12 protein-coding genes are annotated in these 13,154 nt (G+C 71.6%); 7 read left to right on the plus strand and 5 right to left on the minus strand.

What is annotated here, in order from left to right; genetic code table 11:
- Positions 1 to 6: 6 nt before the first annotated feature.
- The 4 genes from glmU to pth all read left to right on the plus strand — a co-directional run bounded on the left by glmU (position 7) and on the right by pth (position 4,040).
- The gene (glmU, locus tag ACZ7IF_RS09865; protein ID WP_470965826.1) at positions 7 to 1,455 is read left to right on the plus strand and encodes a bifunctional UDP-N-acetylglucosamine diphosphorylase/glucosamine-1-phosphate N-acetyltransferase GlmU; all 1,449 of its coding nucleotides are present in this window, start codon (positions 7 to 9) and stop codon (positions 1,453 to 1,455) included.
- Positions 1,456 to 1,588: 133 nt separating this feature from the next.
- Positions 1,589 to 2,566, plus strand: coding sequence for a ribose-phosphate diphosphokinase (locus ACZ7IF_RS09870; RefSeq protein ID WP_361600702.1), 978 nt, complete (start codon positions 1,589 to 1,591; stop codon positions 2,564 to 2,566).
- A 199-nt stretch (positions 2,567 to 2,765) separates the two neighbouring features.
- The gene (locus tag ACZ7IF_RS09875; RefSeq protein ID WP_470965831.1) at positions 2,766 to 3,350 is read left to right on the plus strand and encodes a 50S ribosomal protein L25/general stress protein Ctc; all 585 of its coding nucleotides are present in this window, start codon (positions 2,766 to 2,768) and stop codon (positions 3,348 to 3,350) included.
- Positions 3,351 to 3,449: 99 nt separating this feature from the next.
- On the plus strand, positions 3,450 to 4,040 hold the full coding sequence (gene pth / locus ACZ7IF_RS09880) for an aminoacyl-tRNA hydrolase (RefSeq protein ID WP_470965834.1): 591 nt from the start codon (positions 3,450 to 3,452) through the stop codon (positions 4,038 to 4,040).
- A 67-nt stretch (positions 4,041 to 4,107) separates the two neighbouring features.
- Here the strand turns inward: pth and ppc are convergent, their stop codons facing one another.
- Positions 4,108 to 6,801, minus strand: coding sequence for a phosphoenolpyruvate carboxylase (gene ppc, locus ACZ7IF_RS09885; protein WP_470966751.1), 2,694 nt, complete (start codon positions 6,799 to 6,801; stop codon positions 4,108 to 4,110).
- Between the two features lie 398 nt (positions 6,802 to 7,199).
- Here ppc and ACZ7IF_RS09890 point away from each other — a divergent pair, with 398 nt between their 5' ends.
- Positions 7,200 to 8,162 (plus strand): acyl-CoA desaturase, encoded by a 963-nt coding sequence (locus ACZ7IF_RS09890; protein ID WP_470965839.1) that lies wholly within the window; start codon positions 7,200 to 7,202, stop codon positions 8,160 to 8,162.
- Entirely contained in the window at positions 8,159 to 8,833 is a 675-nt protein-coding gene (locus ACZ7IF_RS09895) for a TetR family transcriptional regulator (RefSeq protein WP_470965842.1), read from the plus strand. The genes ACZ7IF_RS09890 and ACZ7IF_RS09895 overlap by 4 nt, the downstream gene beginning before the upstream one ends.
- A gap of 99 nt (positions 8,834 to 8,932) precedes the next feature.
- Here the strand turns inward: ACZ7IF_RS09895 and ACZ7IF_RS09900 are convergent, their stop codons facing one another.
- Positions 8,933 to 9,322, minus strand: a complete 390-nt coding sequence (locus ACZ7IF_RS09900) for a VOC family protein (RefSeq protein ID WP_470966756.1) — start codon at positions 9,320 to 9,322, stop codon at positions 8,933 to 8,935.
- A 2-nt stretch (positions 9,323 to 9,324) separates the two neighbouring features.
- The gene (locus tag ACZ7IF_RS09905; RefSeq protein WP_470965847.1) at positions 9,325 to 10,182 is read right to left on the minus strand and encodes a trans-aconitate 2-methyltransferase; all 858 of its coding nucleotides are present in this window, start codon (positions 10,180 to 10,182) and stop codon (positions 9,325 to 9,327) included.
- Positions 10,183 to 10,328: 146 nt separating this feature from the next.
- Between ACZ7IF_RS09905 and ACZ7IF_RS09910 the strand changes: the two genes are divergently transcribed.
- Entirely contained in the window at positions 10,329 to 10,826 is a 498-nt protein-coding gene (locus tag ACZ7IF_RS09910) for a MarR family winged helix-turn-helix transcriptional regulator (protein WP_125603002.1), read from the plus strand.
- Here ACZ7IF_RS09910 and ACZ7IF_RS09915 read toward each other — a convergent pair.
- Positions 10,785 to 11,561, minus strand: a complete 777-nt coding sequence (locus ACZ7IF_RS09915; RefSeq protein WP_470965851.1) for a LuxR C-terminal-related transcriptional regulator — start codon at positions 11,559 to 11,561, stop codon at positions 10,785 to 10,787. The two genes, ACZ7IF_RS09910 and ACZ7IF_RS09915, sit on opposite strands and share 42 nt — an antisense overlap.
- A gap of 481 nt (positions 11,562 to 12,042) precedes the next feature.
- Entirely contained in the window at positions 12,043 to 13,002 is a 960-nt protein-coding gene (galE, locus tag ACZ7IF_RS09920) for a UDP-glucose 4-epimerase GalE (RefSeq protein ID WP_470965856.1), read from the minus strand.
- Positions 13,003 to 13,154: the final 152 nt, after the last annotated feature.

The raw sequence follows: 13,154 nt of genomic DNA on the forward strand, positions 1-13,154 counted from the left end.
CCACCCGTGAGCGCAACCCGCCCGGCAGCCGTCGTCGTACTCGCAGCGGGTGAGGGCACCCGCATGAAGTCGGCCACACCCAAGGTTCTGCACGAGATCTGCGGGCGCTCGCTCGTCGGTCACGTGGTCGCGGCCTCCCGCGAGCTGGACCCGACCCACCTCGTGGTCGTCGTGGGCCACGCCCGCGAGCAGGTCACCGCGCACCTCGCCGGCGTCGACGCCGGCGTCCGCACCGCCGTCCAGTACGAGCAGAACGGCACCGGCCACGCCGTCCGCATGGCCCTGGAGGAGCTCGGCGGCCAGCTGACCGGCACCGTGATCGTCGTCTGCGGCGACACCCCGCTGCTCACCGGCGAGACCCTGCGCGCCCTCGCGGCCACCCACGAGGCCGACGGCAACGCCGTCACCGTGCTCACCGCCGAGGTCCCCGACTCCACCGGCTACGGCCGCATCGTCCGCGACCCGGCCACCGGCGCCGTGACCGCCATCGTCGAGCACAAGGACGCCACCGACGCGCAGCGCGCGATCCGGGAGATCAACTCCGGGGTCTTCGCCTTCGACGGCGCGCTCCTCGCGGACGCGCTCGGCAAGGTGCGCACCGACAACAGCCAGGGCGAGGAGTACCTCACCGACGTGCTCGGGATCCTGCGCGAGGCGGGGCACCGCGTCGGCGCGGCGGTCGGCAGCGACCACCGCCAGATCCTGGGGATCAACAACCGGGTCCAGCTGGCCGAGGCGCGGGCGCTGCTGAACGCGCGTCTGCTGGAGCGGGCGATGCTGGCGGGCGTGACGGTCGTGGACCCGGCGGGGACCTTCGTGGACGTGACCGTCACCTTCGGGCAGGACGCCGTGGTCCACCCGGGTACGCAGCTGCTCGGCGCGACGCACATCGGCGAGGGGGCCGAGGTCGGCCCGAACACCCGCCTGAAGGACACCCGCGTGGGTGCGGGCGCCCGGGTGGACAACACGGTGGCGGACGGCGCGGTGATCGGCGACCTGGCTTCGGTGGGTCCGTTCGCGTACCTGCGTCCGGGTACGAACCTGGGTGTGAAGTCGAAGGCCGGCACGTACGTCGAGATGAAGAACGCGACGATCGGCGAGGGCACGAAGGTGCCGCACCTCTCCTACGTGGGCGACGCGACGATCGGCGAGTACACGAACATCGGCGCGGCGAGCGTGTTCGTCAACTACGACGGCGAGCACAAGCACCACACCACGGTCGGCTCACACTGCAAGACGGGTTCGGACAACATGTTTGTGGCTCCCGTCACCATCGGGGACGGTGCCTACACGGCCGCCGGCTCGGTGATCACGAAGGACGTGCCGCCCGGCGCGCTGGCCGTGGCCCGTGGCCAGCAGCGGAATATCGAGGGCTGGGTGGCCCGCAAGCGTCCCGGCAGCGCGGCGGCGACGGCCGCGCAGTCGTCGGCGGAGAAGGACTCCGGCAGCCATTGAGGTGAACTGACCGGAAACAGGTACGCCCAGGACGGCGTACCGTGATAGGTGCACGCAATTCGGCTGGCTCACCGTGTGCGGGACGGACGCACACGGGGGCGAGCAGCTTTCACACGTCTGAGGAGACAGTGCTGTGACCGGGATCAAGACGACCGGCGAGAAGAAGCTGATGCTCTTCTCCGGCCGCGCCCACCCCGAGCTGGCCGAGGAGGTCGCGCACCAGCTCGGTGTCGGCCTCGTGCCGACCAAGGCTTTCGACTTCGCGAACGGCGAGATCTACGTCCGCTTCCAGGAGTCGGCTCGCGGCGCGGACTGCTTCCTGATCCAGAGCCACACGGCTCCGATCAATAAGTGGATCATGGAGCAGCTGATCATGATCGACGCGCTGAAGCGCGCGTCGGCCCGCTCCATCACCGTGATCATCCCGTCCTACGGGTACGCCCGCCAGGACAAGAAGCACAAGGGCCGCGAGCCGATCTCGGCCCGCCTGGTCGCGGACCTGCTGAAGACCGCGGGTGCGGACCGCATCCTGACGGTCGACCTGCACACCGACCAGATCCAGGGCTTCTTCGACGGTCCGGTGGACCACCTGTCGGCCCTGCCGGTCCTCGCGGACTACGTGGGCGCCAAGGTGGACCGCACCAAGCTGACGATCGTCTCCCCGGACGCCGGCCGCGTGCGCGTGGCCGACCGCTGGTGCGACCGTCTGGACGCGCCGCTGGCGATCGTGCACAAGCGCCGCGACAAGGACGTCGCCAACCAGGTGACCGTCCACGAGGTCGTGGGTGAGGTCAAGGGCCGCGTCTGCGTCCTGGTCGACGACATGATCGACACGGGTGGCACGATCTGCGCCGCCGCCGAGGCGCTCTTCGCGCACGGCGCGGAGGACGTCATCGTGACGGCCACGCACGGCATCCTGTCGGGCCCGGCGGCCGACCGCCTGAAGAACTCGAAGGTCAGCGAGTTCATCTTCACGAACACCCTGCCGGACCCGTCCGACCTGGAGCTCGACAAGATCACGGTCCTGTCGATCGCCCCGATGGTGGCGCGCGCGGTGCGCGAGGTCTTCGAGGACGGTTCGGTGACGAGCCTGTTCGAGGAGCAGCAGTAGGCCTGACGGCCCTGCGCCGGCCTCCGGGCTAGATCCTTTTGGGCGCGGCCTCCCTCCCGGGTACACTCGACGAGTTGCTCGGCGAGGGAGGCCGTACCTGTTTTCCGGTACGGGTGCTCCGTTATCGACGCGCTCTTCGTAGCAGGCCGTTCCGGCCGGGTGACCTCTGTCCGTTTTCGTCACCCCACGAGGAGTGAACATGTCCGAGATCAAGCTTGCCGCCAAGCTCCGTGACACCTTCGGCAAGGGCTCTGCCCGCCAGTCCCGCCGCGAGGCCCTGACGCCGGGTGTCATCTACGGCCACGGCACCTCCCCGAAGCACGTCGGTGTCGAGTCGCACGCCCTGATGATGGCGCTGAAGACCCCGAACGCGCTGCTCTCCCTGGACATCGAGGGTGCCGGCACCGAGCTGGTCATCCCGAAGGCCGTCCAGCGCCACCCGCTGCGCCGCAACATCCTGCACGTCGACTTCCTGATCGTCCAGAAGGGCGAGAAGGTCACGGTCGAGGTTCCGGTCGTGACCGAGGGCGACCTGGCCGCCGGCGGCAACCTGCTGGAGACCCTGCTGTCGACCATCACGGTCGAGGCCGAGGCCACCCACATCCCGACCGAGGTCACCGTGTCCATCGCGGGCCTGGAGGCCGGTGCCTCCATCCACGCCAAGGACCTGGTCCTGCCGGCCGGCACCACGCTGGCCGTCGACGGTGAGACCGCCGTCCTGCAGGTCGTCGCCCCGCAGGCCGAGGAGCCGGCCGCCGAGGCCGCCGAGGGCACCGAGGCCTGAGCCTCGCCCCACCCCCTCAGCAGTTGCTGACCGACCGCCGTCCGGCTCCACTGGAGCGGGACGGCGGTCGTTCTCGTTCACGGGCTTAAGGAGCTTTTGATGTCGGACGACGCGGCGCCGTGGCTGATCGTCGGTCTCGGTAACCCGGGGGCGGAGTACGCCGGTAACCGCCACAACATCGGTTTCATGGTGGCGGACCTGCTGGCGGAGCGGATCGGCGGGAAGTTCAAGGCGCACAAGGCGCGGGCGCAGGTGGTCGAGGGCCGGATGGGTCCGCCGGGGCCGCTGAACCGCCGGGTGGTGATCGCGAAGCCGATGTCGTTCATGAACCTGTCCGGCGGTCCGGTGACGGCGCTGCGGGACTTCTACAAGGTGCCGCTGGAGCGGATCGTCGCGGTCCATGACGAGCTGGACATCGACTACGCGACGCTGCGGCTGAAGCTGGGCGGCGGCGACAACGGCCACAACGGGCTGAAGTCGATGACGAAGTCGATGGGCGCCGACTACCACCGGGTGCGGTGCGGCATCGGCCGTCCGCCGGGCCGGATGCAGGTCGCGGACTTCGTGCTGAAGGACTTCTCCTCGACGGAGCGCAAGGAGCTGGACTGGTTCGTGGACCGGTCGGCGGACGCGGTGGAGTGCCTGGTCCAGGAGGGTCTGGAGCGCGCCCAGTCGGCGTACAACTCCTGACGCGTACGAGGAAGCCCCCGCCGACGGCGGGGGCTTCCTGCGTTCGCGGGGCCGTGTGCGGGGCCGGTCAGCCGGTGTTGCGCAGGCCGGCGGCGACGCCGTTGACGGTGAGCAGCAGGGCCCGGGCCAGCAGCGGGTCCGGGTCCTCGCCTCGGGCGGCGGCCTGGCGCTGGCGGGCCAGCAGGGATACCTGGAGGTAGGAGATCGGGTCCAGGTAGGCGTCGCGGACGGCGAAGGTCTGCTGGAGGACGGGCTGGGAGTCGAGGAGCCGCTCCCCGCCGGTGATGCGCAGGACCTCGCGGACGGTGAGCTCGTGCTCGGCCCGGATGCGGTCGAAGACGTGCTTGAGCTCGTCGGGGACGAGGGTGTCGACGTAGTGGCGGGCGATCCGCAGGTCGGTCTTGGCCAGTGTCATCTCGACGTTGGACAGGAAGTTGCGGAAGAAGTGCCAGCGCTCGCCCATTTCGGCGAGGACGGTGTCCTGGCCGGCTTCGCGCAGGGCCTTGAGGCCGGAGCCGACGCCGTACCAGCCGGGGACGATCTGGCGGGACTGGGTCCAGCCGAAGACCCACGGGATGGCGCGCAGGCCGTCGAGGCCGGCGCCGGAGTCGGGGCGGCGGGAGGGGCGGGAGCCGAGGTGCAGGTCGGCGAGCTGGTCGACGGGGGTGGCCGCGAAGAAGTACGCGGGCAGGTCCGGGTCCTCGACGAGTTCGCGGTAGGCGCCGTGGGCGGCGTCCGAGACGATGTCCATGGCCGCGTCCCAGCGGGTGAGGGCGTCGTCGGACTGGCGCGGGGCGGTGTGCAGGGCGGAGGCCTGGAGGGTGGCCGCGACGGTCAGTTCCAGGTTCTCGCGGGCCAGGGACGGGACGAGGTACTTGTCGGAGATGACCTCGCCCTGCTCGGTGACCTTGATCTCGCCTTCGAGGGTGCCCCAGGGCTGGGCGAGGATCGCGTCGTGGGAGGGGCCGCCGCCGCGGCCGACGGTGCCGCCGCGGCCGTGGAAGAGGCGCAGGCGGACGCCGTGGCGGTGGGCGACGTCGCGGAGCCGGCGCTGGGCGCGGTGGATCTCCCACTGGCTGGTGGTGATGCCGCCGAACTTGCTGGAGTCGGAGTAGCCGAGCATGACCTCCTGGACGTCGCCGCGCAGGGAGACGAGGCGCCGGTAGGAGGGGTCGGCGAGCATCTCGTCGAGGATGACGTCGGCGGCGCGGAGCTCGTCGGTGGTCTCCAGGAGCGGGACGATGCCGATCTTGGCCCACCCGGCGTGGAGGTCGAGGAGGCCGGCTTCGCGGGCGAGTACGGCGGCGGCGAAGACGTCGTCGGCGCCCTGGCACATCGAGATGATGTAGGACTCGATGACCTCGGGGCCGAACTTCTCGAAGGCGTCCTTGACGGCGGTGAAGACGCCGAGGGTCTTCTGGCCTGCCGCGTCGAGGGGGGCCGGGGTGGGCGCGAGGGGGCGGCGGGAGCGGAGTTCCTTGGCGAGGAGCTTCTGCCGGTAGTCGCGCGGCATGTCGGCGTAGCGCCAGGACTCCTCGCCGAGCCGGTCGAAGAGCTGGCCGAGGGCGTGGTGGTGGGCGTCGGCGTGCTCGCGTACGTCCATGGTGGCGAGCTGGAGCCCGAAGGCGGCCAGGGTGCGGATGGTGCGGTCCATGCGGCCGTCGGCGAAGAGGGCGCCGCGGTGTTCGCGCAGGGAGGTCTGGATGAGGGTGAGGTCGGCGAGGAGCTCGGCGGTGCCGAGGTAGTCGCGGCCTTCCTCGTGGGGGGTGCCCTTGGCGAGGCGCTCGCGGGTGTTGAGGAGCTTCTGCCGGATGCAGGTGGCCTTGAGGCGGTACGGCTCCTCGGCGTTCAGCCGCTTGTAGCGGGGGCTGATCTCGGGGAGGCGCTCCAGGTCGGCCTGGAGGGAGGCGAGGAGGCCCTCGGTGGCGCCGGCGATGCGGATGGAGTTGGAGAGCAGGCTGCGCAGGAAGTCGACGAGTTCGAGGGCGTCGGTGATGCCGTGTTCGTGCTGGAGGATCAGCACGTCGCGGGTGACCTGGGGGGTGACGTTGGGGTTGCCGTCGCGGTCGCCGCCGATCCAGGTGCCGAAGGTGAGGGGGCGGGTGCCGGCGGGCAGTTCGACGCCGACGCGCTGGAGCTCGGCGGCGAGGTCCTCCAGGACGTCGCCGACGGCGCCGGCGTGGAGCTCGTCGAGGTAGTAGATGGCGTTGCGGGCCTCGTCGGCGGGCTCGGGGCGCACGACGCGGAGCTCGTCGGTCTGCCAGACGAGGTCGATGTTCTCGGCGAGCCGCAGGTCGTGGCGGCGGCGCTCGCCGGCGCCGGACACGGGCTCCTCCAGCAGGGCGGCGATGCGGCGCAGCTTGTTCAGGACGCTGCGGCGGGCGGCCTCGGTGGGGTGCGCGGTGAAGACGGGGCGGACGTTGAGGTTCTTGACCGTCTCGCGCAGGTGCTCGGGGTCGGCGTCCTTGAGCATGTCGGCGGTGCGGGCGAGGAGCCCGCCCTCGGCGGCGCGGTGGGCGCGCAGCTCCTTGCCGCGGTGCACCTGCTCGGTGACGTTGGCGAGGTGGAAGTAGGTGGAGAAGGCGCGCACCAGCTTGGCGGCGGTCTCCAGGTCGGTGTCGCCGAGGAGGGCCGCGGCGGCCTCGCCGTCGGTGCGGGTCAGGGCGCGGACCCGCTCGACGAGGTCGAGGAGTTCCTGGCCTTCCTGGCGGACGAGGGTCTCGCCGAGGAGGTCGCCGAGGCGGCGGATGTCCGCGCGCAGCTCCGCGTTCGCCGTCTCCGCCGTCCGTGTCGCGGCGGAGGGGGCGGCGGGCTGGGTGACGGGGGCCTGGGCGGCCTGGTCAGCACTGCTCACAGGTGCGGCTCCTTGCAGTGTTCGAGCGCTACTGGGCTGTGGGCTCCCGGGGGGTGCGCGGCCGTTCCGGTCGTGCTGCGCAGCCCGGGCTGCCCGTGCGGACCGCGCTGTCCGACGACACCAGGATAGGTGTCCCGCCCCTGTGCCCCGGCAGAGCGCCCGCTCTTTGGACTCGGTTCGCGCAGGTGGCGTCGTCCTGTTGCCGCGCGGGCCGTCTTTGCCATACTTACGATGCCGTAGGTTACGGATCCGTAGGTCCGTGGCCCGGCGTCCGCCGGCTTCTCACCCCCCAGGGGAACCCCACCATGACCATCAGTCCCGAACTGATCGAGGACTCCTCGGCGCCCTCCGCGACGCGCGGCGGTGAGCAGAAGCGCTCCGTGGAGCAGATCGCGCTGCTGCTGTTCATCACCGTGCCGTTCCTGGCTCTGCTGGCGGCGGTGCCGCTGGCCTGGGGCTGGGGGGTGACCTGGCTGGACCTGGGCCTGATGGTGTTCATGTACTTCCTGGCCTGCCACGGGATCACCATCGGCTTCCACCGCTACTTCACCCACGGTTCCTTCAAGGCGAAGCGGCCGCTGCGGATCGCGCTGGCGGTCATGGGGTCGATGGCGGTGGAGGGGCCGCTGGTGCGGTGGGTGGCCGATCACCGCAAGCACCACAAGTACTCCGACCACGAGGGCGACCCGCATTCGCCGTGGCGGTTCGGCGAGACGGTGCCGGCGCTGATGAAGGGCCTGTGGTGGGCGCACATCGGCTGGCTGTTCGACGAGGAGCAGACCAACCAGCAGAAGTACGCCCCGGACCTGATCAAGGACCCGGCGATCCGGCGGATCAGCCGTGACTTCGTCCTCTGGACGGTCGTGTCGCTGGCGATCCCGCCGCTGGTGGGCGGTCTGGTGACGATGTCCTGGTGGGGTGCGTTCACGGCGTTCTTCTGGGGTTCGCTGGTGCGCGTGGCGCTGCTGCACCACGTGACGTGGTCGATCAACTCGATCTGCCACGCGGTGGGCAAGCGGCCGTTCAAGTCGCGGGACCGCTCGGGCAACGTGTGGTGGCTGGCGGTGCTGTCGTGCGGGGAGTCGTGGCACAACCTGCACCACGCGGACCCGACGTCGGCGCGGCACGGGGTGCTGCGCGGTCAGGTCGATTCCAGCGCGCGGCTGATCCGCTGGTTCGAGCTGCTGGGGTGGGCCTCTGACGTGCGCTGGCCGTCCGGGGCGAGGATCGACGCCCGGCGCAAGGAAAAGACGCCGAACGCGGCATGATGGGGGACGTGGCGATCGACGGCAGCAGTTCCAGCAGCGACAAGCCCAGGCGAGGACGCCGGGTCCGGATGACGGGCGCCGAACGGCGCCAGCAACTGCTGGACATCGGCCGCACCCTGTTCGCCGAGAAGGGCTTCGAGGGCACTTCGGTGGAGGAGATCGCGGCGAAGGCCGGGGTGTCCAAGCCGGTGGTGTACGAGCACTTCGGCGGCAAGGAGGGCCTGTACGCGGTGGTCGTGGACCGCGAGATGCGCCAGCTGCTGGACGGGGTGACGGGCGCGCTGACGGCGGGGCATCCGCGGGAGCTGCTGGAGCAGGCCGCGTTCGCGCTGCTGGACTACATCGAGAACTACACGGACGGCTTCCGCATCCTGGTGCGGGATTCGCCTGTGGCGCAGTCGACGGGCACGTTCGCTTCGCTGATCAGTGACATCGCCACGCAGGTGGAGGACATCCTGGGGCTGGAGTTCAAGGCCCGGGGCTTCGATCCGAAGCTGGCCCCGCTGTACGCGCAGGCGCTGGTCGGGATGGTGGCGCTGACGGGCCAGTGGTGGCTGGAGACGCGGCGGCCGAAGAAGGCGGAGGTGGCGGCGCACCTGGTGAACCTGGCCTGGCACGGGCTGGAGAACCTGGAGGCGAGGCCGCGGCTGGTGGGCCACCGCAAGAACTGAGGTCCGTACGGGGCCGCGCGCGACGGCGCCCCGTCACCGGGTGTTCCGGTGGCGGGGCGCCGTCGCGTCGTGCGGGGCCGTGCGGGGTCCGCCGGTGCGTCAGCCGGCCGCCGGGCCGCCGGCGCCGGGGGCGAGCGGCTCCAGGAATTCGAGCCGGTTGCCGACGGGGTCGTGGGAGTAGAAGCGCCGGTGGCCCGGCAGGTTGTCGTCCCAGACGACTTCGGCGCCGCGTTCACGGAGTCTGCCCGCGTACGCCTCGATGCCGGTCACCCGCAGCCCGGGGTGCGCCTTGCGGGCCGGCCTGAAGTCCTCTTCCACGCCCAGGTGCAGCTGCACGCCCCCGGCGGTGAACCAGCAGCCCCCGCGCGCGGCGAGGACGGGAGGTTTGGAGATCTCCCGCATGCCCAGGACGTCTTGGTAGTACGCGCGGAGCTTGTCCTCCGATCCGGGCGGCGCGGCGAGTTGGACGTGGTCGACTGCGGTCAGCACGGTCATGCCTCCTTGTGGGCGACGGCGAAGATGCGGCGGAACGGGAAGACGGTGCCCCGGGGGCCCGGCGGGTACGCGGCGCGCAGGGCCTCGCGGTATTCGGTGAGGAAGCGGTCGACGGCCTCGCGGTCGTCGCCGAGGGCGGTGAGGACGGGCCGCAGGGCGGTGCCCTTGACCCAGTCGAGGACGGGGTCGGCGCCCTGGAGGAGCTGGGAGTACGTGGTCTCCCAGACGTCGACGGCGCAGCCGAGCTCGGTGAAGCGGGCCAGGTACTCGGCGGGTTCGAGGATGTGGATGTAGCGCGCGCCGTGCCCGGCGAGGCGGTCGCGCCAGCGCGGGGCGTCGCACAGTTCGGCGAGCAGCCGGTGGCTGGGGGCGGTGAAGTTGCCGGGGATCTGGAAGGCGAAGGTGCCGCCGGGGCGCAGGCCGTTGATCCAGGCGGCGAAGGAGCCGGGGTGGCTGGGCACCCACTGCAGGGCCGCGTTGGAGACGATCAGGTCGTACCTCTCCTCGGGCATCCAGTCGGCGAGGTCGGCGTGGCGGAAGTCGAGCCGGCCGCCGCCGGGGGTGGGGCCGGCGTACTCGGCGGTGGCGCGCTGGAGCATCTGCGGGGAGAGGTCGAAGCCGGTGATGCGGGCGTCGGGCCAGCGGTCGGCGAGGAGCGCGGTGACGTTCCCGGGGCCGCAGCCGAGGTCGGCGATGCGTGCGGTGGGGGTGGGGAGCTCGGGTATGCGGTTCATCAGGTCGAGGAACGGGCGCGTGCGGTGGCCGGCGTGGCGGAGGTACTGCTGGGGGTCCCAGACGGGTGCGGAGCCGTCCATGGTGTGGGGGCGCACGGCCGGCGCGATATCGGAATGCATGTTCGAGCCTCCCTACTGGTGGGGCGGTCGGAAGCGGAAGCTGTTCCGGCCACCTCCATGCCCCATGCTCGGTCAGACTATATCTCGATGTCAAGATTCTCGATTTCAAGAGACTTCATGTCGACAGACCCCGTACACTGATCGGCATGGAGGACGAGGTCGACCGACTGGTCGCGGCATGGCGGCGAGAGCGCCCTGACCTCGACGTGGAACCGCTCGAAGTGCTCAGCCGCGTCAGCCGGCTCGCGCGCCACCTCGACCGTGCCCGCAGGCTCGCCTTCTCCGAGCACGGCCTGGAGCCGTGGGAGTTCGACGTCCTGACCTCGCTGCGGCGCGCGGGCGCGCCCTACCAGCTCTCCCCCGGACAGCTGCTGACACAGACGCTCGTCACCTCCGGCACCATGACCAACCGCATCGACCGGCTCGCCAAGAAGGGCCTCGTCGAGCGGCTGCCCGACCCCAGCGACCGGCGCGGGGTGCTGGTACGCCTGACGCCCGAGGGGCGCGACCGCGCCGACCAGTCCCTGGCGGGACTGCTGGCCCAGGAACGCGCGATCCTGGCCCAGCTCTCCACGACGCAGCGGGGCGAGCTCGCCGGGCTGCTACGCCAGTTGACCGCTCCGTTCGACAACATCCCCGGCTAGCTCCGCGGGGCGTACGCCGGCCCGCCGGGCCAGCGCCACGGCGGCCAGGGTGGAGTGCACCCCGAGCTTGCCCAGCACGTTCTGCATGTGCGTCCGGACGGTGTGCGGGGACAGGAACAGCCGCGCGGCCACGTCCTTGCGGCCCAGCCCCGCCACCATGCAGCGCAGCACCTCGTGTTCGCGCGGGGTGAGGGACTCCACGAGCCGCTCGCTGTCCGTACGGTGCTTGCGGGCGGCGGTCAGCTCCCGCAGCACCCCGGTGAGCAGCGCGGGAGGCAGGTGGGTCTCCTCGCGCAGCACCCCCCGGATGACGGCCAGCAGCCGTGAGAGCGAGCAGTCCTTCGCCACCCACCCCGAGGCGCCCGCCTGGAGGGCGAGCGCGGCCCGGCGCGGATCGTCGCGCTCGGCCAGGACCACGGTGCGCACGCCGGGGTGCGCCACCCGCACCCCGGCGACGAGGGCGATCCCGTCGGCCGGCGGCGGCGCCGGGCCTGAGCCCGCCTCCCGCTGGCCGGGCACGCCCCCCGACGCGGCCGCGCCGGTGCCGAGGTCGGCGTCGACGAGCAGCACGTCGTAGCGGCGGCCTTCCGCCACCGCGCGCTCCAGGCAGCGCGAGGCCGCGGGACCGCTGCCGGCCGCGGACACGTCCACGTCCGGCTCGGCCGCGAGCGCGGCTGCCAGAGATTCGGCGAAGATGCGGTGGCCGTCGACCACCAGGACCCGGATACGAACCACAAAACCCCCAAGGGTCGGGGAACGGACGACTACGGGTACGGCGTCCGGCCGGGTGGCCCACAGCCCCCGCGGCCGCCGCCGCGACATCTGTGCACTACCCCGGACCGGACGCCGTACCCGGCGTGTCTCGACCCCTGAATCAACACCGGCCCCCACCGGTGTCACGCATCAGCGTAGAGCGGGCGGGGTCTCGCGGTTGGCCGAATAGCAGAAGTTTTTCGAGCGATATTCCGGTGTGACGGTCCGCAACGGCCTTCATGGTGGCCGGTTTTCAACCCTCAGGGCGCCCCGGAGGCGGATTCCCGACGGGCGTGTGCCACGGGCAGTTGCACGGGGTGCATTTCACCCGGCGTACGCACGCCGGGCGCCCGCGCGCGGCGCCCGCCTGCCGCGCCCGGCCCCAACGCGCGCGCCCCCCGCACCTGGGTCCCCCCGGACGAGACCGGGGGAGGGTGCGGGGGGCGCGGGAGGTTACGGGAGGTCAGGAACGCCGCTCGCGGGCGAAGTTCCAGGCGTCCGTCACGATGTTGGTGAGGTCGGAGCGGGTCGGGGTCCAGCCGAGGCGCTCGTGCGCCGTGCGGGCGGAGGCGACGAGGACCGCCGGGTCCCCGGCGCGGCGCGGGGCGACGACCTCGGGGATCTCCCGGCCGGTGACCTTGCGGACCGTCTCGATCACCTCGCGGACCGAGAAGCCGCTGCCGTTGCCGAGGTTGCACACCAGGTGTTCGCCCTCGGTGGCGACGCGCAGCGCGGACAGGTGGGCGTCCGCGAGGTCGGCGACGTGGATGTAGTCGCGGACGCAGGTGCCGTCGGGGGTCGGGTAGTCGTCGCCGAACACCGAGATGGACTCGCGCTCCCCGAGGGCGACCTGGAGCACCAGCGGGATCAGGTGCGTCTCGGGGTCGTGGCGCTCGCCGAACTCGCGGTAGGCGCCGGCCACGTTGAAGTAGCGCAGCGAGACGGCGGCGAGGCCGTGCGCCGCGCACTCCCCCGCGATCATGTGGTCGACGGCCAGCTTCGAGGCGCCGTACGGGTTGGTCGGCGCGGTCACCGAGTCCTCCGTCAGCGTTCCGCCGGACGGCTCGCCGTAGGTGGCGGCGGTGGAGGAGAAGACGAGCCTGCGCACCCCGGCCTCCCGCATCGCGGTCAGCAGGGCGAGGGTGCCGCCGACGTTGTTGTCCCAGTACTTCCCGGGGTTCACCACGGACTCGCCCACCTGCGAGGAGGCCGCGAAGTGCAGCACCGCGTCGTAGGAGGAGTCCAGGTGGTCGGCGGCGTCCTGGATCCGGCCGTCGATCAGGGTGGCGCCGGCGGGGACGCCCTCGGCGAAGCCGGTGGAGAGGTTGTCGAGGATGGTCACCTCGTGTCCGGCCTCCAGCAGATGGGCGGCCACGACGCTGCCCACGTATCCGGCACCGCCGGTGACCAGGTACTTGCTCACTCGCACTCCTACCTCTCGCGGAAGCACGCGGATGCGCGTGCTCTGGTGACTGGCTTACCGGATTCCGCGCTTCCGGGGAAATCGCGGCCGTCCGGGAACGGTACCCGCACGCTCCCGAAGGCCCGGGCACGGCCCGGGCACGGCCCGGCCGC

The sequence above is a fragment of the Streptomyces sp. NPDC037421 genome, assembly GCF_055602105.1.

Coding starts and splice junctions, on each gene's coding strand:
- ACZ7IF_RS09875 (WP_470965831.1), top strand. CDS start 2,766: ATGTCCGAGATCAAGCTTGCCGCCAAGCTCCGTGACACCTTCGGCAAG.
- ACZ7IF_RS09905 (WP_470965847.1), bottom strand. CDS start 10,182: ATGCATTCCGATATCGCGCCGGCCGTGCGCCCCCACACCATGGACGGC.
- ACZ7IF_RS09895 (WP_470965842.1), top strand. CDS start 8,159: ATGATGGGGGACGTGGCGATCGACGGCAGCAGTTCCAGCAGCGACAAG.
- pth (WP_470965834.1), top strand. CDS start 3,450: ATGTCGGACGACGCGGCGCCGTGGCTGATCGTCGGTCTCGGTAACCCG.
- ACZ7IF_RS09910 (WP_125603002.1), top strand. CDS start 10,329: ATGGAGGACGAGGTCGACCGACTGGTCGCGGCATGGCGGCGAGAGCGC.
- ACZ7IF_RS09890 (WP_470965839.1), top strand. CDS start 7,200: ATGACCATCAGTCCCGAACTGATCGAGGACTCCTCGGCGCCCTCCGCG.